Annotated in this window: 26 protein-coding genes; 18 read left to right on the top strand and 8 right to left on the bottom strand. The window is 36.9% G+C overall.

The window, feature by feature from the left end:
- Positions 1-44: 44 nt before the first annotated feature.
- On the bottom strand, positions 45-2,081 hold the full coding sequence (fhuB, locus tag MRBLBA3_RS10370; RefSeq protein ID WP_363381136.1) for a Fe(3+)-hydroxamate ABC transporter permease FhuB: 2,037 nt from the start codon (positions 2,079-2,081) through the stop codon (positions 45-47).
- A gap of 7 nt (positions 2,082-2,088) precedes the next feature.
- Positions 2,089-3,063 carry an ABC transporter substrate-binding protein gene (locus MRBLBA3_RS10365; protein ID WP_363381133.1) on the bottom strand — a complete coding sequence of 325 codons (975 nt, stop codon included), beginning with the start codon at positions 3,061-3,063 and terminating at the stop codon, positions 2,089-2,091.
- Between the two features lie 407 nt (positions 3,064-3,470).
- Between MRBLBA3_RS10365 and MRBLBA3_RS10360 the strand changes: the two genes are divergently transcribed.
- The 8 genes from MRBLBA3_RS10360 to uvrC all read left to right on the top strand — a co-directional run bounded on the left by MRBLBA3_RS10360 (position 3,471) and on the right by uvrC (position 11,996).
- Positions 3,471-4,310, top strand: coding sequence for a BclA C-terminal domain-containing protein (locus tag MRBLBA3_RS10360; protein ID WP_363381131.1), 840 nt, complete (start codon positions 3,471-3,473; stop codon positions 4,308-4,310).
- A gap of 193 nt (positions 4,311-4,503) precedes the next feature.
- On the top strand, positions 4,504-6,189 hold the full coding sequence (locus MRBLBA3_RS10355) for a long-chain-fatty-acid--CoA ligase (protein WP_000414750.1): 1,686 nt from the start codon (positions 4,504-4,506) through the stop codon (positions 6,187-6,189).
- Between the two features lie 61 nt (positions 6,190-6,250).
- Complete coding sequence (locus tag MRBLBA3_RS10350; protein WP_002077415.1) at positions 6,251-6,883, top strand: TetR/AcrR family transcriptional regulator; 633 nt, start codon at positions 6,251-6,253, stop codon at positions 6,881-6,883.
- 11 nt (positions 6,884-6,894) lie between these two features.
- Positions 6,895-7,671 (top strand): enoyl-CoA hydratase, encoded by a 777-nt coding sequence (locus tag MRBLBA3_RS10345; RefSeq protein ID WP_002088868.1) that lies wholly within the window; start codon positions 6,895-6,897, stop codon positions 7,669-7,671.
- A 78-nt stretch (positions 7,672-7,749) separates the two neighbouring features.
- Positions 7,750-8,523 carry an electron transfer flavoprotein subunit beta gene (etfB, locus tag MRBLBA3_RS10340; protein ID WP_001029036.1) on the top strand — a complete coding sequence of 258 codons (774 nt, stop codon included), beginning with the start codon at positions 7,750-7,752 and terminating at the stop codon, positions 8,521-8,523.
- A gap of 36 nt (positions 8,524-8,559) precedes the next feature.
- Complete coding sequence (etfA, locus tag MRBLBA3_RS10335; RefSeq protein ID WP_016086063.1) at positions 8,560-9,537, top strand: electron transfer flavoprotein subunit alpha; 978 nt, start codon at positions 8,560-8,562, stop codon at positions 9,535-9,537.
- A 211-nt stretch (positions 9,538-9,748) separates the two neighbouring features.
- Positions 9,749-10,063, top strand: a complete 315-nt coding sequence (gene trxA / locus MRBLBA3_RS10330) for a thioredoxin (RefSeq protein ID WP_001018940.1) — start codon at positions 9,749-9,751, stop codon at positions 10,061-10,063.
- Between the two features lie 148 nt (positions 10,064-10,211).
- Positions 10,212-11,996: an excinuclease ABC subunit C gene (uvrC, locus tag MRBLBA3_RS10325; RefSeq protein WP_044737625.1), complete on the top strand. Its 1,785-nt coding sequence runs from the start codon at positions 10,212-10,214 to the stop codon at positions 11,994-11,996.
- A gap of 115 nt (positions 11,997-12,111) precedes the next feature.
- On the opposite strand, the gene MRBLBA3_RS10320 is transcribed toward uvrC, so the two are convergent.
- Positions 12,112-12,561, bottom strand: a complete 450-nt coding sequence (locus MRBLBA3_RS10320; protein ID WP_000042216.1) for a YslB family protein — start codon at positions 12,559-12,561, stop codon at positions 12,112-12,114.
- A 299-nt stretch (positions 12,562-12,860) separates the two neighbouring features.
- Here MRBLBA3_RS10320 and sdhC point away from each other — a divergent pair, with 299 nt between their 5' ends.
- The 4 genes from sdhC to MRBLBA3_RS10300 all read left to right on the top strand — a co-directional run bounded on the left by sdhC (position 12,861) and on the right by MRBLBA3_RS10300 (position 16,588).
- Complete coding sequence (gene sdhC / locus MRBLBA3_RS10315; RefSeq protein ID WP_000678356.1) at positions 12,861-13,487, top strand: succinate dehydrogenase cytochrome B558; 627 nt, start codon at positions 12,861-12,863, stop codon at positions 13,485-13,487.
- 13 nt (positions 13,488-13,500) lie between these two features.
- Positions 13,501-15,294: a succinate dehydrogenase flavoprotein subunit gene (gene sdhA / locus MRBLBA3_RS10310; RefSeq protein WP_000676748.1), complete on the top strand. Its 1,794-nt coding sequence runs from the start codon at positions 13,501-13,503 to the stop codon at positions 15,292-15,294.
- On the top strand, positions 15,287-16,048 hold the full coding sequence (gene sdhB / locus MRBLBA3_RS10305; protein WP_001291830.1) for a succinate dehydrogenase iron-sulfur subunit: 762 nt from the start codon (positions 15,287-15,289) through the stop codon (positions 16,046-16,048). Before sdhA ends, sdhB begins: the two co-directional genes overlap by 8 nt.
- Positions 16,049-16,141: 93 nt before the next feature.
- Positions 16,142-16,588 (top strand): acyl-CoA thioesterase, encoded by a 447-nt coding sequence (locus tag MRBLBA3_RS10300; protein ID WP_044737626.1) that lies wholly within the window; start codon positions 16,142-16,144, stop codon positions 16,586-16,588.
- 39 nt (positions 16,589-16,627) lie between these two features.
- On the opposite strand, the gene MRBLBA3_RS10295 is transcribed toward MRBLBA3_RS10300, so the two are convergent.
- Entirely contained in the window at positions 16,628-17,407 is a 780-nt protein-coding gene (locus MRBLBA3_RS10295; RefSeq protein WP_044737627.1) for a M15 family metallopeptidase, read from the bottom strand.
- Between the two features lie 274 nt (positions 17,408-17,681).
- Here MRBLBA3_RS10295 and motA point away from each other — a divergent pair, with 274 nt between their 5' ends.
- Together motA and motB are read left to right on the top strand one after the other, a co-directional pair.
- Positions 17,682-18,476, top strand: a complete 795-nt coding sequence (gene motA / locus MRBLBA3_RS10290; protein ID WP_044737628.1) for a flagellar motor stator protein MotA — start codon at positions 17,682-17,684, stop codon at positions 18,474-18,476.
- Positions 18,466-19,254, top strand: a complete 789-nt coding sequence (motB, locus tag MRBLBA3_RS10285; RefSeq protein ID WP_001257711.1) for a flagellar motor protein MotB — start codon at positions 18,466-18,468, stop codon at positions 19,252-19,254. The genes motA and motB overlap by 11 nt, the downstream gene beginning before the upstream one ends.
- 26 nt (positions 19,255-19,280) lie before the next feature.
- Here the strand turns inward: motB and MRBLBA3_RS10280 are convergent, their stop codons facing one another.
- A complete protein-coding gene (locus MRBLBA3_RS10280) occupies positions 19,281-20,108 on the bottom strand; it encodes a 5'-nucleotidase, lipoprotein e(P4) family (protein WP_000782762.1) in 828 nt (275 codons plus the stop codon).
- A gap of 260 nt (positions 20,109-20,368) precedes the next feature.
- On the opposite strand from MRBLBA3_RS10280, the gene MRBLBA3_RS10275 reads away from it, so the two are divergent.
- From MRBLBA3_RS10275 to MRBLBA3_RS10265, 3 genes are all read left to right on the top strand, one after another.
- The gene (locus MRBLBA3_RS10275) at positions 20,369-21,253 is read left to right on the top strand and encodes an ABC transporter ATP-binding protein (RefSeq protein WP_000058101.1); all 885 of its coding nucleotides are present in this window, start codon (positions 20,369-20,371) and stop codon (positions 21,251-21,253) included.
- A 2-nt stretch (positions 21,254-21,255) separates the two neighbouring features.
- Positions 21,256-22,482 (top strand): ABC transporter permease, encoded by a 1,227-nt coding sequence (locus MRBLBA3_RS10270; protein ID WP_044737629.1) that lies wholly within the window; start codon positions 21,256-21,258, stop codon positions 22,480-22,482.
- A 118-nt stretch (positions 22,483-22,600) separates the two neighbouring features.
- The gene (locus MRBLBA3_RS10265) at positions 22,601-23,032 is read left to right on the top strand and encodes an Rrf2 family transcriptional regulator (RefSeq protein ID WP_000512996.1); all 432 of its coding nucleotides are present in this window, start codon (positions 22,601-22,603) and stop codon (positions 23,030-23,032) included.
- A 59-nt stretch (positions 23,033-23,091) separates the two neighbouring features.
- Here MRBLBA3_RS10265 and MRBLBA3_RS10260 read toward each other — a convergent pair whose 3' ends face one another.
- On the bottom strand, positions 23,092-23,757 hold the full coding sequence (locus MRBLBA3_RS10260) for an MIP/aquaporin family protein (protein WP_000913204.1): 666 nt from the start codon (positions 23,755-23,757) through the stop codon (positions 23,092-23,094).
- A 142-nt stretch (positions 23,758-23,899) separates the two neighbouring features.
- A complete protein-coding gene (locus tag MRBLBA3_RS10255; protein ID WP_044737630.1) occupies positions 23,900-24,865 on the bottom strand; it encodes a multidrug resistance efflux transporter family protein in 966 nt (321 codons plus the stop codon).
- Positions 24,866-24,965: 100 nt separating this feature from the next.
- Between MRBLBA3_RS10255 and MRBLBA3_RS10250 the strand changes: the two genes are divergently transcribed.
- On the top strand, positions 24,966-25,538 hold the full coding sequence (locus tag MRBLBA3_RS10250; protein ID WP_044737631.1) for a helix-turn-helix domain-containing protein: 573 nt from the start codon (positions 24,966-24,968) through the stop codon (positions 25,536-25,538).
- A 68-nt stretch (positions 25,539-25,606) separates the two neighbouring features.
- On the opposite strand, the gene MRBLBA3_RS10245 is transcribed toward MRBLBA3_RS10250, so the two are convergent.
- Positions 25,607-25,792 (bottom strand): PspC domain-containing protein, encoded by a 186-nt coding sequence (locus tag MRBLBA3_RS10245; RefSeq protein ID WP_000044338.1) that lies wholly within the window; start codon positions 25,790-25,792, stop codon positions 25,607-25,609.
- Positions 25,793-25,951: the final 159 nt, after the last annotated feature.

The raw sequence follows: 25,951 nt of genomic DNA, 5'->3' as shown, positions 1-25,951 counted from the left end.
TGTAGTATATAAAAAGGAGGCCTCTCATATAAGAAGCCTCCTTTTTAACTAACCTTCTTCCCACTCTTCCTCATCAACCACAAGAAATAAGGTGCTCCAAGTACAGCAACGACAAGACCAGAAGGGATTTCTTTCGGATATGCAATCGTTCGTCCGAGTAAATCAGCAATGGAAAGAAGTATTGCTCCAAACAGTGCTGAACAAACGAATAGTCTTTGATGATTCATACCAACGACGATTCGTGCTAAGTGAGGTGCAACAAGACCTAAAAAGGCAATTGTACCGACAGCAGTAATGTTAATTGATGCAAGTAGTGTCGCTAACACAATTAGAGCAAGACGCGTTTTATTTACAGGCTGCCCGAGTCCGGTTGCTAAATCATCTCCAAGTACAAGAACGTCAAGTTGTTTCATTAAGAAAAAGATAATTGGTATAAGAATAAGAGATGGATATAGAATGATATTTTCTAAGTGATTCCATCCTCTTGCATACGTACTGCCTGACAACCATGTTAAGGCCGCAGCAACATTCAAATTTGCCCTAACGATAAAGATTTGAATAATCGCTGAGCCGAGCGCTGAAATGCCAATTCCTATTAAAGCAAGAGCTGTTGGACTAAATCCTGATTTCCATGAGAAGAAGAGGACAATTCCAACTGCAAGTAGTCCACCAATAAATGCACCAATTGGTAGGAAGAAACCAGGAAGTGCAGGGAAGACATACATAATGGTTAAAGCGCCAACACCTGCTCCCGATGAAATACCAATAATAGAAGGATCGGCAAGTGGATTTCGTAATATACCTTGGAAAACAAGTCCGCTTATCGCAAGGCATGCTCCAGCAATAGCGGCAACGAGCATTCTTGGTAAACGAAGATTCATCATCATATTTTTATCAAATTGTGTTAATTGTCCTGTTATGGCATTTGTAATGCTTTCGATATAAGCGTTACTACCGATTGTAACACCAAGAGAAATCGTCACAATACAAAGCACGATAGATATAATGATTACTTTTTTATAAGAGTAATAACGGGAACTAGCTCCAGCTGTATTCGCTCCGTTATCATTCATATATTGTTTCGATTTCATCATTCGATACACTAAATAAATAAGCCAAGGTGATCCAATCATTGCCGTGACTGCTCCGACAGGAAGTTCAGCACCGGTTGGATCTATTAATCTACCAACAACGTCTGCTCCTAGTAATAATATTGCTCCCCATAAGAAAGAGGAGAGAAGGAGGGTAAAGTGTTGCCGATAACCAATAAGGCGCATTAAGTGTGGTGCAACTAAGCCGACAAACCCAATCGGTCCAACAACAGTTACAATTACTGCTGTTAAAAAGATGGCGGCGATAAATGCAATAAACCGTGTTACTGCGGTTTTCTCTCCAAGTGAAACAGCTATATCATCGCCGAGTAAGAGGACATTAAGCTTACGTGACATGAATAGTAAAACTAGGAAAGAAAAAATAATGAATGGAAATGCGAATTGAACACCGTTCCAGTTATTTTGAATAAGGGAACCAGCCCCCCATAAAAACAAACCTGCTGTTTCATTTTCATAGAAAAGTTGCATCGTTCCAGTAAAAGCTGAAAGCATTAATGTAACGACCATACCAGCTAAAGCCATACGAAGTGGAGTGCCTTTTTTTCCGCCAGAAATACGGTACACAAATAAAGCAGTAATTGCACCACCGATAAATGTGAAAAGAAGAGAGTTAATTTGTAACCCCTTCGGTAAAAAAATAGTAGCGGTTACTAGAAAGAAATATGCACCAGAATGAATTCCCATTGTACTGGCTTCAGCAAGTGGATTTTTCGTTAAAGTTTGTAAAATGACTCCAGATGCAGCAAGAGCCCCTCCAGCTAAAATGGCGATTACAGCTCTAGGTAATCGAAGCATGATTAAAGTTTGATGCTCTAGCGATTGGTTCGGTGAGATAAGAGCATCGATAATCATACTATAGGAAATATTTGCTTGTCCTTGTCCGATATGAATAAAGAAAAGGAGGAGCAAGAGAGCTGCTCCTCCTCCGAATACAAGACTTGCTCGAAGTGTATGTTGTAAGCTATTCATCGTGTAATCACTTCTTCGCTGTCATTACATCAGCTACTTGTGTTGCTAAAGATTTTGCAGACTCAGGACCACCGAAAATCCAAGTGTCGCCTTTTAATTTATACATTTTGTTTTCTTTTTTGAACTTTAACTCTTCCCAAGCAGGGTTACCTTTTAGTTGAGTGTCAAAAATATTATCTTCATCAGCTACAATGTAAATGAAGTTCGAATCTTGTACACTTTGTAATGATTCTACAGTAGTTTGTTTGAAACCATCTGCCTCTGATTTACCTGCTTCAAAAGTATTTGTTAAACCTAATTTTTTTGTAACTTGTAAAGCTGTAGAATTGTCAGTTAAGATACGGAATGTTGGCACGTTTTTAGCAGTAAATGCTTGTGCCATTGCGATGTTTTTATCTTTTAAGCCAGCTTTGTCAATTTTCGCTTTTGCATCTGCAAATGTTTTATCCATATCAGCTAATACTTTTTTACCTTCTTCTTCCTTTCCAACTGCTTTTGCAATTTGTTTAAATGTTTCTGTCATTTCTGCAAAGTGATCGTTATTGCTTGTTGATGGATCGAACATAACTGTAGGAGCGATTTTCTCTAATTCGTTTTTAATTGCTTTACCACGGAATGAAGCTGTGATAATTAAATCTGGTTTTAGACGGCTGATTTCCTCTAAGTTTGGTTGTTGACGAGTCCCAACATCTACAACATCCTTACTCGGTTTTGTTTCTGTATTTACCCATTTATTATAATTCTTAATGTCTGCCATCCCTACTGGCTGAACACCAAGTGCTAATAAGTCTTCTGAATATACCCACTCAAGTACAACAACTTTTTTCGCTGGTTTATCTAACTTCGTTTCCCCTTCAGCGTGTTTAATTGTTATAGCTTGATTTTTATTGTCCGCTTTTGTTTCTTTTTTCTCCTCTTTTTGCTGCCCACATCCAACAGCGAATAGAAGAACTACTATGAAAATACTGATAATTTTCTTCATCTTCTGCCCCCAAATAAAATGTTTTATTTGCAATATGTACGATAATGAAAATCGTTATCAATTACAACAACCAAATCATACTATGAGGGTATTTTAAGTGTCAATATTTTTTTAAAATTTCGACTAAGAATAACGATTTATACGGATTTTAATATATTGTATTGAAATGCATACGTGTATCAAGGTTGAAGGAGCTGAAATTCCTTTAATGAGGAAGGCGAAAGTACAAGCGAAAGGAGAGCGTATTGCATGTAATATTTATTAGAATGTAAGGAAAAAACTTTGTTTATAAAAGGTTTATCCCAGAGCGGGTAGTTGATAAGGAAAATAAAAACTGATTTTTATTAGAAAGATATTTTTAATTAGTGGGCTGTACTTAAAAGATTGAACACGGGGGAGGGATCAACATGTCTTTATGGAGTAATAATGCAAATGGATATTGTGGATGTAATAATCAAAATGGTTTACATGTTGATTCGTGCTGTTTTAGTTGCGATGGGACAGTTCCGAAGCTTGGTCCAACAGGTCCAACAGGTCCAACGGGAGTAACGGGAGCAACAGGAGCGACAGGTGACACAGGAGCGACAGGTGACACGGGAGCAACAGGTCCAACAGGAGCAACAGGAGCAACAGGAGCAACGGGAGTAACGGGAGCAACGGGAGCGACGGGAGCAACGGGAGCAACGGGAGCAACAGGAGCAACAGGTCCAACGGGAGCAACAGGAGCAACGGGAGTAACGGGAGCAACGGGAGCAACGGGAGCAACGGGAGTAACGGGAGCAACGGGAGTAACGGGAGCAACAGGAGATACAGGAGCAACGGGAGTAACAGGTACAAGTATAACTGCGACGTATGCATTTGCGAATAATACATCGGGTACGGCAATATCAGTATTACTCGGTGGGACAAATGTCCCACTTCCAAATAATCAGAATATCGGTCCAGGAATTACAGTTTCGGGAGGGAATACAGTATTTACGGCCGCAAATGCGGGGAATTATTATATTTCATATACAATTAATATAACAGCTTCATTATTAGTTAGTTCGCGAATTACAATTAATGGGGCACCGCTTGCTGGGACTATCAACTCTCCTGCGTTAGCAACGACTTCATTTAGTGCAACGATTATTACGACTCTTGCAGCGGGGAGTGCAATTAGTTTACAGTTGTTTGGATTGTTAGCTGTTGCAACATTATCAACGACTACCCCTGGTGCAGTTTTAACGATTATAAGATTAAGCTAATTAACGATAACTCTCTTATTCTTTTAAAATTAAGAGAGTTTATACATATAATAAGAAGTTAATGAAGTAAAGCATAGTTATATAAAAGTCAGAATATTATGATTGTAACGCTGTTCTGACTATAATATAATGAAAACAATCATCATGAATGAACATTCATTTATTTTAACAAGTATTGGAAGGGGGAATGAGAGTGGAAAAACCTTGGTTGCAGAGTTATCCAGAGGAAATCCCAGGGACGATTTCATATGATATTCAGCCACTTCATGGATATTTAGAGAAAATGGCTTCTCGTTATCCAGAAAAGAAAGCGCTTCACTTTTTAGGTAAAGATGTTACATTTTCAGATTTCCATGACAAGGTGAAGAAATTTGCAAATTACCTTCAAAGGCTTGGTGTTGAAAAAGGTGATAGAGTTGCGATTATGCTACCAAATTGTCCGCAATCTGTAATAGGTTATTATGGTACATTGCTTGCGGGGGGAATTGTCGTACAAACGAATCCTCTTTATACAGAAAGAGAGCTTGAGTATCAACTTCATGACTCAGGGGCAAAAGTTATTCTTTGTCTTGATTTGGTGTTTCCTAGAGTTACTAACGTTCAAAAGGCTACAAGGCTTGAGCACATTATCGTAACTCGTATTGCAGATTTTTTACCTTTCCCTAAAAATTTACTTTATCCATTTGTACAAAAAAAGCAAACAAATCTTGTTGTGAATGTGTCGGAAAGCGAAACAATTCATCTATGGAAATCAGTAGAAAGGGAAAGTAATGCTGGTGTTGAAGTTCCCTGTGATCCTGAAAACGATTTGGCTCTTTTGCAGTATACAGGTGGAACGACAGGATTTCCAAAAGGGGTTATGTTAACGCATAAAAATCTCGTTTCGAACACTTTAATGGGAGCGCATTGGTTATATAATTGTAAAGAAGGAGAAGAAGTGATTCTTGGTGTTCTTCCGTTTTTTCATGTGTACGGCATGACAGCTGTAATGAATTTGAGTATTATGCAAGGATATAAAATGGTTCTTATTCCAAAGTTTGATATGAAAATGGTCTTTGAAGCAATTAAGAAGCATAAAGTCACACTATTTCCAGGAGCACCAACTATTTATATTGCTCTTTTAAATAGCCCTCTTTTAAAAGAATACGATATTTCGTCTATTCAGGCTTGTATTAGTGGCTCTGCACCACTTCCGGTAGAAGTACAGGAAGAGTTTGAGAGAGTTACAGGTGGTAAATTAGTAGAAGGTTATGGATTAACGGAGTCATCACCAGTTACACATGGGAATTTCTTGTGGGAAAAACGTGTGCCAGGAAGTATTGGCGTGCCATGGCCGGATACGGAGGCAATCATTATGTCACTTGAAACAGGAGAGGCATTACCTCCAGGTGAAATTGGTGAAATTGTTGTAAAGGGTCCGCAAATCATGAAAGGCTATTGGAATAAACCAGAGGAAACGGCAGCAGTACTGCAAGATGGCTGGCTCCATACAGGTGATGTAGGATACATGGATGAGGATGGATTTTTCTATGTGAAAGATCGTAAGAAAGATATGATTGTTGCTAGTGGTTTTAACGTATACCCTCGTGAAGTAGAAGAGGTATTATATGAATGTGAAAAGGTGCAAGAAGTAGTAACAATCGGTGTTCCTGATCCGTATCGAGGAGAAACTGTAAAAGCTTTTGTTGTTTTGAAAGAAGGCGCCGAATGTACTGAAGAAGAATTAGATCAGTTTGCACGTAAATATTTAGCAGCTTACAAAGTTCCGAAAGTATATGAGTTTCGAAGTGAGTTGCCAAAGACGACAGTCGGAAAAATTTTACGTCGTGTCCTAATAGATGAAGAGAAGAGAAAGAATGAGGATGAGCAAACGGGCTAAGGCCCTTTCTTTTTGAAAAAATAGGATTGACACTTTTCTAAATAGTCAGTATTATAAGAATATGAATGACTATTCATTCAGTCATCTTCTTGAAGGGGACAGTAAAGTGAAGAAAAATAGACCGAAATACAATCAAATTATTGATGCAGCAGTCATTGTGATTGCGGAGAATGGATACCATCAAGCGCAAGTTTCTAAAATTGCAAAGCAAGCTGGGGTAGCTGATGGCACGATTTATTTATATTTTAAAAATAAAGAAGATATATTAATATCCTTATTCCAAGAGAAGATGGGAGAATTTGTTGAAACAATTCGTCAAAAAACAGCAGGAATTGAAAGCGCTGTAGCGAAGTTATTCATGTTGGTAGAAACGCACTTCTTGCTGTTGTCGCAAAATGATCCTCTTGCTATTGTTACGCAATTAGAGCTAAGACAGTCCAATCAAGACTTGCGCCTTAAAATAAATGAAGTATTAAAGGGCTACTTACAAGTTATGGATGAGATTTTAGAAACAGGTATAAAGCAAGGTGAATTCCAGGCGGATTTAAATGTTCGCGTGGCAAGACAAATGATCTTTGGAACAGTGGATGAAGTTGTGACCAATTGGGTAATGAGCGATCATAAGTATGATCTGGTCGCACTTTCGAAAACGGTACATGGGCTACTTAGTGCAGCTTGTGGTTATCGTCAATAATGGGAGGGATCATGTTGAAATTCCTATCTGTAAAAGTTGAAGACCATATTGCGGTGGCGACGCTAAATCATGCGCCAGCTAATGCAATGTCTTCACAAGTTATGCATGACGTTACTGAATTAATCGATCAAGTGGAAAAGGATGATAACATTCGTGTTGTTGTTCTACATGGTGAAGGGCGTTTCTTCTCAGCAGGAGCAGATATTAAAGAATTTACATCTGTTACTGAAGCGAAGCAAGCGACAGAATTAGCACAGCTTGGACAAGTTACGTTTGAGCGTGTTGAAAAATGTTCAAAACCAGTTATTGCGGCAATTCATGGAGCGGCACTTGGCGGCGGCCTGGAGTTTGCTATGTCTTGCCACATGCGCTTTGTAACTGAAAGTACAAAGCTTGGTTTACCTGAATTAACACTTGGATTAATTCCTGGTTTTGCAGGTACACAGCGTTTACCGCGTTATGTTGGTAAAGCGAAAGCTTGTGAAATGATGTTAACAAGTACACCAATTACTGGTGCAGAAGCATTACAATGGGGGCTTGTTAACGGGGTATTTTCTGAGGAATCTATTTTAGAAGATACGCTTAAAATTGCAAAACAGATTGCTGGAAAAAGTCCAGCAACAACTCGTGCTGTGTTAGAGTTATTACAAACGACAAAATCTTCTCATTATTATGAAGGTGTACAGCGTGAATCACAGATTTTTGGTGAAGTGTTTACGAGTGAAGATGGAAGAGAAGGTGTAGCAGCGTTTTTAGAAAAACGTAAGCCTTCATTTAGTGGTAGGTAGTCCAATTATTTTTTTAATATAAATTAACAGAATTTTAAAATTGATAGAATCTTTCTGAAAAACAAGGGGGTAAATGGAATGAACATCTACGTACTCATGAAACGAACATTTGATACAGAAGAAAAAATCGTAATTAAAAACGGTGCAATTTATGATGGCGAAGCGGAATTCATCATCAACCCTTACGACGAATATGCGATTGAAGAAGCAATTCAAGTAAGAGATGCACAAGGTGGAGAGGTTACTGTTGTAACAGTTGGTGGCGAGGATAGTGAGAAAGAACTTCGTACTGCGTTAGCGATGGGCTGCGATAAAGCGGTATTAATCAATATTGAAGATGATGTTGAAAATGGTGATCAGTTCACGACAGCAAAAGTACTTGCTGAATATTTAAAAGATAAAGAAGTAGATTTAATTTTAGGCGGGAACGTTGCAATTGACGGTGCATCTGGACAAGTTGGTCCACGCGTGGCTGAAGCGTTAAACATTCCATACGTAACGACAATTACAAAGCTTGAAATTGACGGTACAAATGTGAAGATTGAACGTGATGTTGAAGGAGATACAGAAGTAATTGAAACATCATTACCAGTTTTAGTAACAGCACAACAAGGTTTAAATGAACCGCGTTATCCATCACTTCCAGGTATTATGAAAGCGAAGAAAAAGCCACTAGAAGAAGTAGAATTAGATGATTTAGATTTAGAAGAAGATGATGTGGAAGCAAAAACAAAAACAATTGAAATCTATTTGCCTCCGAAGAAAGATGCAGGAAAAGTGTTACAAGGCGAGCTGCAAGATCAAGTAAAAGAACTTGTATCGTTGCTCCATACAGAAGCGAAAGTAATCTAATAAAATACGAAATTATATATGCAGGAGGGAAAATCTATGGCTCGTAAAGTATTAGTAATGGGTGAAGTTCGTGATGGATCGCTACGTAACGTTTCATTTGAAGCGGTAGCAGCAGCAAAAACAATTGCAGAAGGCGGTGAAGTGGTAGGTCTTCTAGTTGGAGACAGCGTTGCCTCTTTTGCAAATGAATTGATTCATTACGGTGCAGATCGCGTTGTGACAGTTGAAAATGATAAATTAAAATCATATACGTCTGATGGTTATGCGCAAGCGTTTTTAGCTGTATATGCTGAAGAAAATCCAGAAGGTATTGTATTTGGACATACAGCACTTGGTAAAGATTTATCACCAAAATTAGCAGCGAAGCTTGAAGCTGGTTTAGTTTCTGACGTAACTGCTTTAGAAGTTGAAGGTGGAAATGTTATCTTCACTCGTCCAATTTACTCTGGTAAAGCGTTCGAGAAGAAGATTGTAACAGACGGTATATTATTTGCGACAGTACGTCCAAATAACATTGCAACTCTTGAAAAAGATGAGTCTCGCAGCGGTGATGTATCTTCTATTACAGTTGATGTAAAAGATTTACGTACAATCATTCAAGATGTCGTCCGTAAAACTGCAGAAGGTGTTGATCTTTCTGAAGCGAAAGTTATTATTGCAGGTGGACGCGGTGTGAAGAGTGAAGAAGGATTTAAACCATTAAAAGAGTTAGCTGATGTGCTAGGCGGCGCTGTTGGGGCATCTCGTGGTGCTTGTGACGCTGAGTATTGTGATTACTCATTACAAATCGGTCAAACTGGTAAAGTTGTTACGCCAGACCTATACATTGCGTGCGGTATCTCTGGTGCGATTCAGCATTTAGCTGGTATGTCTAACTCAAAAATAATTGTTGCGATTAATAAAGATCCAGAAGCAAGTATCTTCAAAGTAGCTGACTATGGTATTGTTGGTGACCTATTTGAAGTCTTACCTCTTTTAACAGAAGAATTTAAAAAGTTAAAAGTACATTCATGATTTGATTACCCTTGAGTTCTAAGTGAAGTACCCCTATATATAGAAAAAGGTGAGGGATCCCCTGTCTCTCACCTTTTTAGTATTTAATCCGTATTTTTATATAGTATAAAGGAACATTTTTTTGTTACAATACATAACGATACATAATATTCGCCACGTATATAAGTTAATGTTATACTCTTGGTAGAATATACTTGAAGGAGGAAATAAAATGGCAATTGTAAATGCAAACGACCAAAGCTTCGCAGCTGAAACTGGCGAAGGTGTTGTATTATTAGATTTCTGGGCACCTTGGTGTGGACCTTGTAAAATGATCGCTCCTGTATTAGAAGAAATCGATGCAGAGTTAGGCGAGAAAGTAAAAGTAGTAAAAGTAGACGTTGATGAGAACCAAGAAACTGCTCGTCAATTCGAAGTAATGAGTATTCCAGCTCTTTTCGTATTAAAAGACGGTAAAGTAGTTGATCAAGCGTTAGGTTATAAACCGAAAGAAGCGTTAGTAGAATTAGTTGCTAAACACTTCTAAAATAAAGAAGCTACCATTTGGTAGCTTTTTTTATTTTCTTTTTTATAACCTTTCCGTTACAATAAAAGAACGTATGTTGGGTGTTTTGGCATAGTATGTTTTCATGTGAAAATAAAAATGCTAAGCATGTAGAAATGGAGGGTGACGAGTGCACGAACATTTGAAAGAGAAGTTGGCTATTTTACCAGATCAACCTGGTTGTTATTTAATGAAAGATAAGCAAGGAACGGTTATATATGTCGGTAAGGCAAAAGTACTAAAAAATCGTGTGCGCTCGTACTTTACTGGTTCGCATGATGGGAAAACACTTCGGCTTGTAGGAGAAATTGTTGACTTTGAATATATCGTAACCTCCTCGAATTTGGAGGCTCTTATTTTAGAGTTAAATTTAATTAAAAAATATGATCCAAAATATAATATTCAATTAAAAGATGATAAAACATATCCTTTCATTAAAATTACAGCTGAAAAACAGCCGCGCTTACTCATTACGCGAAATGTAAAAAAGGATAAAGGAAAGTATTTTGGTCCTTATCCGAATGCACAATCAGCTCATGAAACGAAAAAACTGCTAGATCGTATGTATCCGCTTCGTAAGTGCTCAAATATGCCCGATAAAGTTTGCTTATATTATCATATGGGTCAATGTTTAGCACCTTGTGTGAAAGAAGTGACGGAAGAACAAAATAAAGAAATTGTAGATGAAATTATTAAGTTTTTAAATGGTGGGCATAAAGAAGTTCGTTCAGAATTAGAAACAAAGATGTATGAAGCTTCAGAGAAACTAGAATTTGAACGGGCAAAAGAGTTGCGGGATCAAATTGCGCATATTGATGCGATTATGGAAAAACAAAAGATGATTATGAGTGACTTAGTGGATCGTGACGTGTTTGGATATGCGGTTGATAAAGGATGGATGTGTGTTCAAGTTTTCTTTGTTAGAAAAGGAAAGTTAATTGAGCGTGATGTTTCTATGTTTCCAATCTATGATGAACCAGAAGAGGGATTTTTAACGTTTATCGGTCAATTTTATGAAAACAGTAGTCACTTTAAACCGAAGGAAATTGTCGTTCCAGGAAGTATAGATTCAGAATTAGTCGAGCGCTTTTTAGAAGTTGAAGCGACACAGCCGAAACGTGGTAAGAAAAAAGACCTTGTAGAATTAGCAAATAAAAACGCAAAAATTGCACTAGAAGAGAAATTTTACTTAATTGAACGTGATGAAGACCGGACGGTTAAAGCCATTGATAATTTAGGGAAGCAGCTTGACATTGAAACCCCATATCGTATTGAAGCGTTTGATAACTCGAATATTCAAGGGACAAATCCCGTTTCCGCAATGATTGCTTTTATCGATGGGAAACCAGCAAAGAAAGAATATCGGAAATATAAAATTAAAACGGTTCAAGGTCCTGATGATTACGAATCTATGAGGGAAGTTGTAAGACGCCGTTATACGAGGGCGCTTAAAGAGAATTTACCTTTACCAGATTTAATCATTATTGATGGTGGAAAAGGCCACCTGGCCGCTACGAGTGATGTTCTGGAGAATGAACTCGGATTATATATTCCAATGGCAGGACTTGTAAAAGATGACAAACATAAAACATCACATTTAATCATTGGAGATCCGCCTGAACCTGTGATGCTTGAGAGGAATAGCCAAGAATTTTATTTATTGCAACGCATTCAAGATGAAGTGCATAGATTTGCAATTACATTCCATCGCCAGTTGCACGGGAAATCGGTCATTCAATCAGCGTTGGATGATATTCCAGGAATCGGCGATAAACGAAAAAAGGTATTGTTAAAACATTTTGGCTCGTTAAAAAAGATGAAAGAAGCTTCCATAGCTGAATTTGTCGAAGCAGGTATGCCGAAAAATGTTGCAGAGACGATATATACTTATTTAACAGATAAGAAGACGTTGTAGTTTACAACGTCTTCTGTTTTTTGGTATAATTTCTGAAGATTTAAAATAAACGCATCTGAATGAATATACAAAAAAGTCAACTAAACTTATCTGTCTAGTTGACTGTAGGTAGATGCTACGCTTCAATGAGATCTTTAATATCCCATTTAACAAGAAATGTAATAGAGTCTGAACGTTTCTTTTGTTCTTCGTAGGACTCTGCAACGACGTTTCTTTGTCTTTGAATTTGCTCGGCGATAAATCCAGCTTCTAATTGATAAGAAGAATGTCTCTTTTGTTTTTGACGCTCAGTAATAAGTGTACCCTTAAGTTGGAATTGCATTTCACGACGTTTATGTTCAACGATGCTTAAAGTGCCCCAACCAGCTTTTTCAAAAAACTGAATGACTTCTTCAATTGTTTCTAGCGGATATTTTCTTGCAAGGTTTCTGCCGGACCAGTATAAAATACCGTCTAAATCGTTACCAATTAAATCAGTTAGTAATTCTTCACGTAGCAATTCATAAGCGAAGGCGTTCAATGAAACATCTTCTAAAGATGTTATATCGATTGTATTTTTGCTCACAATATTCCCCTCTTTCTATAGGGAATATTATATAACATTTTTCATTTATAAAAACAGATTTTTCTTTAGGGAAATCTGAATATCTAAGAAGAAAAAAAGAATTGGCAAATTATATGCAAATTATGTATACGTTTTCTTGACGCTTCGACAAAAATAGGGGTAAAATGAACTTGTTATCAAATTATGCTGAAATATTTCGAATAATTTTTTCAGTTTTTCTTATGCCAATAGTGAAAAAACATTATTGTTGTAAATTAATCTGAAAACAGCAGTCAAACATTCAAGGGGGTAATGGGGACATGAAAGGCCGCGAGTATACGTTTCGTAAGTGGCACTCATTAATGGGGGTCATCCCGGTTGGTGTCTTTTTGACGCAACATCTAATTGTAAACAACTTTGCAACAAGAGGAGCAGAGGCTTTTAACAAAGCTGCAGGCTTTATGGAGCTCCTTCCATTCCGGTATGCGCTAGAAATTTTCATCATCTTTTTACCTATACTGTACCATGCTATATATGGCTTATATATTGCATTTACAGCTAAGAACAATGCGGTATCTTACGGTTATTTCCGTAACTGGATGTTCGTCTTCCAACGAATTTCAGGTATCGTTACGCTGATCTTCATTTCTTGGCACGTCTGGGAAACTCGTATTCAAGCAATGTTAGGTAAAGAGGTAAACTATGATATGATGGCAGATATTTTAAACAACCCATTTATGTTTGGTTTCTATTTAGTTGGTGTTGTTTCAACAATTTTCCACTTTGCAAATGGACTATGGACATTCTGCATAAGCTGGGGAATTACAGTATCTCCACGTTCACAAAAAATCTCTACTTATGTAACATTAGCTATTTTCTTAGGTCTATCTTATGTAGGTGTGAGTGCATTATTAGCGTTCATCGATCCACAGCTAGCAAACCAGTAAGGAGTGGGAGAGCATGAAAGGGAAACTTATAGTAGTCGGCGGTGGCTTGGCCGGCTTAATGGCAACGATTAAAGCGGCAGAAGCAGGAGTAAATGTTGAACTATTTTCTTTAGTACCAGTAAAACGTTCACATTCTGTATGTGCCCAAGGTGGAATTAACGGTGCCGTAAATACAAAAGGTGAAGGGGATTCTCCATGGATCCACTTTGACGATACAATTTATGGTGGGGACTTCTTAGCGAACCAACCGCCAGTTAAAGCGATGTGTGAAGCAGCACCAGGTATTATTCATTTAATGGACCGCATGGGTGTTATGTTCAACCGTACGGAAGAAGGACTTCTTGATTTCCGTCGCTTTGGTGGAACACAACATCACCGTACAGCATTTGCTGGCGCAACAACTGGTCAACAATTACTATATGCATTAGATGAGCAAGTACGTCGTCATGAAGTAGCAGGACTTGTAACGAAATACGAGGGCTGGGATTTCTTACGAGCTGTTGTTGATGATGAAGGTGTGTGCCGAGGAATCGTCGCACAAGACTTACAAACTATGGAGATTAAAAGTTTCCAAGCTGATGCCGTGATTATGGCAACAGGGGGCCCTGGTATCATCTTTGGAAAATCAACTAACTCTATTATCAATACAGGTACAGCAGCATCTGCTGTATATCAACAAGGTGCATATTATGCGAACGGTGAGTTCATTCAAATCCATCCAACGGCAATTCCTGGAGACGATAAGTTACGTCTTATGAGTGAATCTGCACGTGGTGAAGGTGGGCGTGTTTGGACATATAAAGATGGTAAGCCATGGTACTTCTTAGAAGAAAAATATCCTGCTTACGGAAACCTTGTACCTCGTGATATTGCAACGCGTGAAATCTTTGATGTTTGCGTAGAGCAAAAACTAGGTATTAACGGTGAAAACATGGTATATCTAGATCTTTCTCATAAAGATCCGAAAGAACTAGATATTAAACTTGGTGGAATTATTGAAATCTATGAGAAGTTTACAGGTGATGATCCTCGTAAACTACCAATGAAAATCTTCCCAGCGGTTCACTATTCAATGGGCGGACTATGGGTTGATTACAAACAGATGACAAGTATTCCAGGTTTATTTGCAGCAGGTGAGTGTGATTATTCTATGCACGGTGGTAACCGCCTTGGTGCGAACTCACTATTATCAGCAATTTACGGTGGTATGGTAGCAGGACCAAACGCAATTGAGTATATGAAAGGTCTTTCTAAATCATCTGATGCTGTTTCATCTACTGTATATGAGCAAAATGAATTAATCGAAACAGAGAAATTTAACAATATTTTAACGCTTGATGGTAATGAAAATGCATATGTTCTTCATAAAGAGCTTGGAGAATGGATGACAGATAACGTTACAGTAGTTCGTGAAAATAAAAAATTACTAGAAACAGATGCGAAAATTGAAGAGTTAATGGCTCGTTACAAACGTATTAACATTAACGATACTGCAAGATGGAGCAACCAAGGTGCTTCGTTTACACGCCAACTTGCAAATATGTTTGAGTTAGCACGTGTTATTACAATTGGGGCATATAACCGTAATGAAAGCCGCGGAGCTCATTACAAACCAGAATTCCCAAATCGTGATGATGCAAACTTCTTAAAAACTACGATGGCGAAATTTGAAGGAGAAGGAAATGCACCAGCATTCCATTACGAAGAAGTGGATGTTTCATTAATTAAACCACGTAAACGTGACTATTCTTCAAAACACGATGTAGCTGCTAAGGATGAAGAGAAGGGGGATAAACAACATGTCTGAGAAAACAATCCGCCTCATCATTACGAGACAAGATGGACCAGATGCACAAGAATTTGACCAAGAGTTTGAAATTCCGTATCGTCCAAATATGAATATTATTTCAGCGTTGATGGAAATTCGTCGTAATCCTGTTGATTCAAAAGGGAATCAAACGACTCCGATTGCATGGGATATGAACTGTTTAGAGGAAGTATGTGGTGCTTGTTCGATGGTGATTAACGGAAAACCACGTCAATCATGTACAGCTCTTATTGACCAGTTAGAACAACCAATTCGCTTAAAGCCGATGAAGACATTCCCAGTTGTACGTGACTTACAAGTTGATCGTAGCCGTATGTTTAACGCGTTAAAACGTGTTAAAGCTTGGATTCCAATCGATGGTACGTATGACCTAGGACCAGGACCAAGGATGCCAGAGAAAAAGCGCCAATGGGCATATGAACTTTCAAAATGTATGACATGTGGTGTTTGCTTAGAGTCATGTCCGAACGTAAACAGTAAATCTGACTTTATTGGACCAGCACCACTTTCACAAGCTCGTTTATTTAACTCGCATCCAACTGGTGAAATGCATAAAGCAGATCGCTTACGTGCAATTATGGGTGATGGAGGACTTGCAAACTGTGGTAACTCTCAAAACTGTGTGCAATCATGTCCGAAAGGTATTCCATTAACAACTTCAATTGCAGCATTAAACCGTGATACAACAATTCAATCGTTCAAAGATTTCTTTGGTAGCGACAATAACTATTAATAAATATTGCCTCTTCATGTTGAAGAGGCAATATTTATAACTTTATTTTTCTGTTTATTCTGTTTATTTTAAGAGCGAAAAGGAGAGGTAGCAATGAAGAGAATTTCTTATATTGAAGACTTTGAGCAATGGGAAAGTGGTTTTTCATTTTATAATCCTGTCAAAGTTCGTTTTGGTGAAGTAGATATGTTTGGGCATGTAAATAATGTCGTTGCTTTTACCTATTTTGAAGAAGCACGTATCGCATTGTTTAAAGAACTTGGATTTATGCAAGAATGGACACATGAATCATCAGAAACGATGATAGTCGTCGCAGATCTACAATGCAATTTTATTAAACAACTTTATTTTGATGAGCAGTTGAAAGTATATGTAAAGGCAGGAACGGTTGGAAATTCCTCATTAGATTTACACTACATGGTCAAAAATGCAGAAGGGGAAGTTTGTTTAGTTGGACGCGGTATGATGGTGCAAGCATCGAAGAAAACGGGAAGAGGCGAACCATGGCCTGAAGAATGGAAGGAGAAATTACAACAATAATAGAAGAGAAGACAAAAAATAAGAGAGCAAATCGCTCTCTTATTTTTTGTCTTCCATCGCTTCTTCTAATGTTAAATGATGCTTATATATGTATGTGGCAGATGGATTACCAACGTAGCGTAAGTGCCACGGTTCGTATGAATACTCTGTCGCCTCTGTTTTATCCTCTAAATAACGAATGACAAATCCGAATTCATGGGCATGTTTTGCAACCCATTTTCCTTCTGCTGTCTCTCCGAAGATTGGTTCTAATTGGAATTTAGCAGATTTTGAGCTAATATCCATTGCTAGACCGGTTTGATGTTCACTTGTTCCAGGAATTGCACTGACTGAATTAGCTTCAGCTTTCCCTTGACGTCTAACGTATGTATCATGCAATGATTTTTGGCGTTTGTATGAACGATAACCAGATACAGCTGTAAGTTCAATTCCTTCTTTCTTTGCTGATTTGAACATATTTTCAAGCGCGTCTGCAGCATCTTTGCGTAGTAGTGTTTTTTCTTTATCTTTTGGACTAGTAAACGGTACGTTTGGTCTGGTTAAGTCTTCAGGTATGTATCCGTCTGGTAGTTTTCGATGTTTATTAACTAAGACAAGATTAGACTCTGGATTTGTTACAACTGAAAAATTATTGTCTAGTTTCTTTGCATTATTATTAGCTTTTGGAAAAGCAGGAATCTCTTCTTTTTGATGGTTACTATGTTTTTGACTTTCGACAGCCTTCGCCTCGTTTTGTAGTGGTGATTTAGAACCAAAGTAAGCGAAAGATGTGATACCGATTACAATAGTAGCGGCAGAAACAATTATTATCTTTTTCATAATGCCTTGTAATCACAGTCCTTTCTTAATAAAATATGTATCGTTTTTATTATAAGTCTAGTTTATTGAAAAAGAAATGTAAGAGTCATAACGTAATAGAAATGCAAAGAAAATGTCGTAAAATGTCAGAAAATGTGTGAAATTGTAGTATTTTTTCATATAATTCATTTCTTATCTTTCATGAAATTAATTTATTGTGTAATATATACATATAAGAAGATGTAACGATTATTAAGAATAAAGGACTTCTTGTATAGACTAGGAGTGAATGGGAATGGATTTTGCAACAATTATTGGAATCATTTTAGGAGTAGTGGCGGTAGTAGTAGGAATGGTCGTCAAGGGCGCTGACATAATGGCCTTATTGAATCCTGCCGCGGCACTAATTATTTTTGTCGGTACATTTGCTGCAGTATGTATTGCATTTCCGATGAATCAACTAAAAAGATTTCCAAAATTATTTAAAGTTCTTTTTGGTTCAAATAAAAAAGATTTAAGCCATGAACAGTTACTAGAGTTATTTGTTCATTGGACTTCTGAGAGTAGAAAATACGGTATTTTGTCTTTAGAACAACAATTAGATAAAATTGAAGACGAGTTTCTTTTACGTGGTATGAAATTTGTGATTGATGGCGTATCCGCAGAAGATTTAGAACAAATTTTAGAAGCTGAATTAGAAGCAATTGAAGAAAGGCATGCAAAAGGAGCGGCAATTTTTTCTCAAGCTGGTACGTATGCACCGACATTAGGGGTTTTAGGTGCTGTTATTGGTCTTGTAGCTGCACTTGGAAATTTAACTGATATTGAAAAGTTAGGACATGCTATTTCAGGTGCATTTATTGCAACGATTTTCGGTATCTTTTCAGGTTACGTGTTATGGCATCCATTTGCAAATAAATTAAAGCAAAAGTCTGCCGCTGAATTAGAGAAGAAACGTTTAATTATTGATTGTTTATTAATGTTACAAGAAGGTACATATCCATTTATTATGAAAAACCGCATTTTAGGTGCGCTTTCTGCAACTGAGCGTAAAAAGCTAGAAAAAGGAGCGAAAAAAAATGCGGAGTAGGAAGAATAGAAGAAGTAAAAAGAAAAAGCATGAAGAACATATTGATGAAACGTGGTTAATTCCGTATGCTGATATGCTAACGCTATTGTTTGCATTGTTTATAGTTTTATTTGCAATGAGTAGTATAGATGCTGCGAAATTTAAACAGATGGCAGTAGCTTTTCATAGTGAACTAGCAGGTGGAACAGGAAATAAAGAGTTTTTAAGTGATCAAAAGCCAAATGATGAAAAAGAATTATCAGCAAGTAGCCTTGAGGTGGAACAAGCAAGAAAACAAGAAGAAGCTAGAGCCGAAGAAAAAAAAGAAATGGCTGAGTTAAAAGCATTACAAAAAAAGATTGATCAATATATTAATGAGAACCAATTATCCTCTGCTTTCCAAACTAAATTAACTGAAAAGGGATTAATGGTGACAATACTAGAGAATGTGCTGTTTGATTCGGGGAAAGCCGATGTGAAATTAGAATCTTTAGGGATTGCAAAAGAGCTGTCTAACTTGCTTGTTTCAGCGTCACCTCGTGAAATTACAGTATCTGGTCATACGGATAATGTCCCGATTGCCAATGCGCAGTTTGCATCGAATTGGGAATTAAGTACGCAGCGTGCAGTTAATTTTATGCAGGTATTACTCCAAAATAAAGAATTACAACCAGAAAAATTTAGTACAATTGGTTACGGAGAATACCGTTCAATTGCTCCGAACGATACACAAGAAGGAAAGGCAAAGAATAGACGTGTGGAAGTGTTTATCTTGCCTTTAACAGAGAATGGAAAATAAAAGAGGATGGCGAAAGCCATCCTCTTTTATTTTCCATCAAATGATTTTAAGTTGTCACGACGGATTTTATCTTTTTCTGCATCTGATTTTTTGAAATTATAGTCATATAAAGCGCCTTCCCAATCACCGTACATTGGGTTAGGGAAAATGATGAATTTCTCACCAAATTGTGCTTTTGATTCTTCCACTGTTTGATTACGATCGTTTACAGATTTTCCATCAAAACCAGTGAAATCAGATAAGTTATCACCGAAGAATAAAACAATATCATGTGTTTGAGAAACGAGTTCACGGCGTTTTTCTTTTCCTTTTTCTTTCGGGTCTTGTAGTAATATATGTTCTTTCGTTGCTTGAGGAGCACCTACGCGCTCAAGGTTTTTAATAGTTGCATCTAGTTGGTTCGTTTTACGATTTGAGATGTAGTAAATATCTACACCTTTAGACTCTGTATATTTTAAGAAATCAATTGCGCCTGGAAGGGCTTCAGCTTCAGCCTTATTAATCCAATCGTCCCATTTGTAAGGATAGCCTTTTCCTGTTTTTACGCTCATAGCTTGATGAGGACTGTTATCTAAAACAGTTTCATCTAAATCAAGTACGATAGCAGGTTTTTTTTCTGTGCCTTTTGCAAGAGCTGCATCAAGCTTCAATTGACCGATATTGTACCCTTGGTAGTAAAGTGCTTTCGTTTCACCAGCTGTTTGATACCATAAATCAGCCATTAATTGCTGTTCTGTTAATTTTACTTTTTCTTCTTTTGCCACTGTTTTCTCTGGTGTTCCTGAACATGCTACAAGCGATGTAGATAGAACCGCTACAGATAATAAAGTGGTAATACCCCTCTTCATCTTCATATGTATCCTCCTTGATGTTAGAAAATCATCTTATATTATATATTAAAATATAAAAATTTTTTTATGAACATTTGCATATTGTCTTTTGTATATATAGTAGTTTGTCCTATAGTAGATAAGGTGAATAAAAAAGATGTGATAAACAGTAAGTAGTTGAAGAAAAGGAATGTATGTAAGAAGATGGAATAAGGTTACTATATGTTGTTTTAAACAATCATATTGTGAAAGTGAGAATGCTATTGAAGGGGAGGATATATACATTGAGTTTACAAATTCAAAACTTAACAAAAATATTCGGAGAATCTAAAGCAGTTAATGGTTTGCAAATCTCGTTACCGAAAGGTGAAGTGTTAGGGTTACTTGGCCGAAATGGTGCAGGGAAAACAACGACAATTAAAATGTTACTAGGTTTATTAACGCCAAATGAAGGTTCTATTACGTGGGATGGAAAATCATTTGGTGATAGCGGGGTAACAATTGGATATTTACCAGAAGAAAGAGGACTATATACAAAAAGTAGAGTAATAGATCAGTTGCGATATTTTGGTAGATTAGAAGGAATGACGAAAAAAGAAGTGGATCTTGCAATTGATCACTGGTTAGAGCGCTTAGCAATCCCAGAATATAAATTCAAAACAGCAGGAGAACTTTCGAAAGGGAACCAGCAAAAAATTCAATTGATTGCTGCTCTTCTTCATGATCCAGAACTTCTTATTTTGGATGAACCATTTAGCGGACTTGATCCAGTTAATGCTGGAATGTTGGCTAGTATTATTGGAGAACAAGTACAGAGCGGGAAGACAATTATTTTATCTAGTCACCGTATGGAGCAAGTAGAGGCTTTTTGCCAACATGTATGTATTTTGAAAAAAGGTGAAGCAGTCGTAGAAGGACAATTAAGTGATATTAAGAAAGAATACGGTTTTCGTAATTTAACAATCGAAGATACAAAAGAGAATGAAAAAGGATTAGAAGCTATACATGTTCCATATGAAAAACAACAAGGTCTTCTTTATGTGAAAGTACAAGATGATGCAGAAGCTCTAAAGATTTTGCAACAATTGCAAGAACAAGGTGTTGGTTTACGACAATTTAAAATGTTAGAGCCGACGCTAAACGAAATCTTTGTAGAGAGGGCGAAATAAAGATGCGTAAATTTTCTCATGTATTTTCATTTTATTTTAAAGAAGCATTTTTATCTAAAAAATCATTAATTACGAGTGCGATTTTATTTTTAGTTGTGTTTGGGATTTTTGCATTTAATCATTTTACTTCAGGTGATGATAAAAATAAGGATAAAGATAAAATTGCAGTTGTAGTAGAGAGCTCCATATACAAAGTACAAAAAGAAGAGCTAAATAAGCTATTGCCATCAGCAAAAATAACGGTTGGTTCAAAGGATGATTTTGATAAACTGCATAAGCAAGTAGAAGAAGGTGATTTAGATGGTCTATTCCATGTGACGGAAAAGGATGGGGCTCCGGCGGTTACATATATGTATAATGGATTTCCAAGCCAAGCAACTTCTGCAATTATGGCAGGCTATTTAAAACAACAATATACGATGGTGACGATTGCAAAAAATAATGTTTCACCAGAAATTGCACAGCAATTACAAGCAGAAATTCAAGTGAAGCAAGAAGCGATAAAAGATCGTACATCTTCTTTCGGAATTGCGTATTTCTTTACATTTGCTTTGTATATGTTTATTGTAGCTTTCGGAAATACAATCGCAATGAATATTGCATCTGAAAAGGCGTCACGTGTAATGGAAGTAATGCTTCCGAAAGTAAAGCCACTTACGATGATGTATGCGAAAATTTTAGCGGTTGTTTCAACGGCGTTATTGCAACTTGTAATATTGGCGTGTGGTTACCTTATTCCTTATTTGCTAGGTTGGGTCGATTTAGAAAGTGCCTCATTATTTGGTGTTCCAATTGACTTTACAAAATTAGATGCAAAGGTTATAAGCATGTTTCTTGTCTATTTCATTACGGGATATTTACTTTATGCGATGATGTACGCTGCGGCTGGAGCTGTTGTGTCTAAGACGGAGGATTTACAAGCCGTATCTTTCCCGGTAATGATTTTGATCATGGCTGCATTCTTCATTAGTATTAAATCATTAAGTGATCCGAATAGTACCATTGTTGTTGTAAGTTCGTATGTTCCGTTTTTCACACCGATGGTCACCTTCTCTCGGATTGTAGCCGGTGAAGCAGGTATGTTAGAGATTACGATAACATTAGTAGTATTATTGGCGACAATTGGTATATTAAATGCTGTTACAAGTCGTATCTATGTAAACGGAGTAATGAATTACTCAGACAAAGTGAAATTCAAAGATTTGGCGAAATTTATAAAGCGTCAATAAGGAGAGAAAAGCATGGTTTTCTAATGGAATCATGCTTTTTCTTTATGTATAAATTAAAAATAGTATATAATGATAAGAGTCGTCTTTTAATAGAATGAATAAAAAGGAGGGTGTGCAGATGGGAATTAGTAGTCGTTTTACAGTAGGTGTTCATATGTTAACGTTACTTGCGATAGATCGAAACTCTCGCTGTACCTCTGAATGGATTGCTGGTAGTGTGAATACAAATCCAGTTGTGATTCGTCGCATTACAGGAATGTTGAAGAGAGCAGGACTTGTTGATGTACAAGCTGGTAAAGGTGGTACGACACTTGCTCGTGATTTAGAAGAAATTACATTACTTGATGTATATAAAGCAGTGGAAGTTGTAGAAGAAGGACATCTATTTTCCTTCCATGAAAATCCCAACATTGAATGTCCAGTAGGAGCTAATATTCAATCAGTATTAGAAATTATTTTAATGCAAGCGCAAGAAGCGATGGAAAACGTACTTGCAAATGTAACGGTAGAGCAATTAGTTACAAATTTAAAATCGAAAATTAAAGAATAAAAAAGCGAGCATCCTCATAGTGAGGGCTCGCCTTTTTTTATTCAGAAATATTGAAAATTCTATTTTTCAGTATTTAAAATGAATTTACCAACAATAGCTGCTACGATACCACCAAGAATTGGTGCAACGATGAATACCCATAGTTGAGAAAGTGCTTCTCCGCCAGCGAATAAAGCTGGTGCGATACTACGAGCCGGGTTAACAGATGTTCCAGTTAAAGGAATACCTAATAAGTGAACTAAAACTAATGTAAAACCAATTACTAATCCAGCTAGAGAAGAACTTCCTTTTTTACCTGTTACAGCAACGATAACTAAAATGAATACGAAAGTTAAAATGAATTCAACTAGAAATGCTCCAGATAAACCAAGAGTTCCAAAACCATTTTGTCCTAAATTATCTAAAGGTGTTTTAGCAGAGCGTAAAATTGTTACTAACGTTGCAGTTCCTAATAAACCACCTAAAATTTGAGCTAATACATAATAACAAAGTTCCATAGCGTTCATTCTTTTGTTGATGAACATAGCTACTGATACCGCTGGGTTAATGTGACATCCAGAAATTGTTCCGATGCTATATGCCATAGCCACAATAGATAGACCGAAAGCCATAGCGATTCCTAATGTTCCAATTCCTTCAATTCCGCCACCAATGACAGCTACTCCAGTTCCGAATAATACAAGTACAAATGTACCAATAAATTCAGCGATTGCTTTTTTTAACATAATTTACCTCCTAATATTGCGCATGAAACGTATTATAACATAGGTTTTAGTATAAACAGCTAATGAAATACTATTCTGATAAGGCGAAATAGGGGGACAATAAAAATAGATATGGTTCTATGAAGAAGAACCATATCTATTTTTATGCCGATTTTTTTTGCTTAATAACTGGAACAGAACGGTTTAAAACGCTATTTACGACCATTCCTAACATGATAATAATCATCCCAATCAGTGACAGACCACTAGGGAATGAACCATTTAAGAAAATAATCTCACCAAGCACGGTAAAGACCATCGTTCCAGCTTGTGTTGCTTCAACAGCTCCAAGTAAAGCAAGATTGTCTTTTGCTAAATCAGTAGCAAAGAAAAATGTCATCGTCGCAATAACTCCAGAACATAGTGCTAACAAAAATCCTTGAAGCATTTGAGTTGATGAAGGAATACCAGTAGTGGAAAATCCGTATATCCCAAGGAGAATTGTAATAGGAAGACTTCCAATTGCCATTCCTAATACACGTTGAAATGTATCAAGACGTCCGCCAACAAGTTCCATCATTTTTCGGTTGCCGAAGGGATATAAGAAAGCTGCTAAAACGACAGGTAAAAAGCCTGAAATGAACTGATTCATTGTAATGTGGCCTGCTGCAGTCGCTTGCATACAAATTACACCAAGTAAAATAAATAAAGCGACGTATAAACTGCGTAGTGGAATTTTTCCACGTACAAGTTTTGTACCTGATTTCGTTTCTATTTTAATGAAAAATAATGGCGATAAAAGCAAACCTGCTAATATAGTAACTTGCCAAGTTCCAGCAACGAGCCAAGCTGGAGAGAAGACAGCGGCGAAACTTAATAAAGAATAGAAACCAATCCCTGCAACGGAACCCCATCCGATCCATGCAAATGGATGTTTCTTTAACTCTACCCATAACCCCCTTAAGTTTTTGCGAAATAAAACGATAAGGAATAAAATAGGGAGAGCAAATAAAAAGCGGAAGGAAGCTGTCCAAGCCCAGCTTGTTCCAGACACATTCATCGCTCTATTAATAATAAAAGTTGCAGAAAAGAAGGCGGATGATAAAAGGCCTAATAATATTGCACGCATGAAGTGTAACACTCCTTTCGGAATTAAATAATTATGTATAGTATGATATACTTTAAATCGAAAAAAGTAAACTATTTTATATTTTAAGGTGGTTTTATAGATGAAAGAAAATGAGGACATGCAAACAAAAGAAGTGATTCAGCAAGTAGGTCAGTTATTACGACAAATTCGAAATGAACAAAAACTAAGTTTAGAAGAATTAGCCCAAAAGACGGGTGTGAGTAAATTAACGCTGGGAAAAATCGAAAGAGGAGAAACGAATCCGACGTTAGCTGTCATTTGGAAAATAACAAAAGGGTTATCGATTCCTTTATCAAGATTAATGGTTGTTGGAGAGCCAGTAGCTGTTGCGCGCTGCGGAGAAGGGTTTGCAGTAGATGTAGGACAAGCATGGCACTTAGAAATAATGTTCCGTTACACGAAAGAAACGGGGATGGAAATGCACCGTGCTTGTTTAAGGTCGAATAGTATATATGAGCCAGAAGCTCATCATGAAGGTGCTATTGAGCTTGTAACGGTAATGAAAGGGAAAGTATCGATTCAAGTTGAGAACGATGTGTACGAACTTAATGAGTTTGATTCCATCCAATTTGAAGCGAATAAGAAACATAGTTATAAAAATCAAGAGGATGAAGTGGCGGTATTACATTTAACGATGAAATATTCTTCATGAAAAAATCACCTATAGAATTCTATAGGTGATTTTTTATATGCTCTTCTTAAGTATATGAAGTGATGCCATTAGTACGAACGTGGCATAAGTAATAAACAAATAAAATAAACTAAAAATCCTGTTCCGAAACATAAAACAGCAATAACCCAAAGTATGCGAATGAGAGTAGAGCTAATATCAAAATATTCTCCTAAACCACCACATATACCAAATACCATTTTATCAGTTTCGGATTTACATAATCTTTTTGACATATAACGATCAACTCCTTTTTTATATGAAGCTACATACTTTTATTCTATATGGAAATTTATGAGAAGACTATGAGGTTGTATTACATTTTTTTAGAGAAACGATCATATTAATTGTCTTAATTTTCAGCTGATATTAAAATTATAGTAAGAGGTATGAGG

The organism is Bacillus sp. LBA3-1-1.1, assembly GCF_040676495.1.
Lineage (GTDB): Bacteria > Bacillota > Bacilli > Bacillales > Bacillaceae_G > Bacillus_A > Bacillus_A nitratireducens.
Note: the sequence above shows the minus strand (reverse complement) of the source record. Positions and strands in the feature narration are given on the sequence as shown.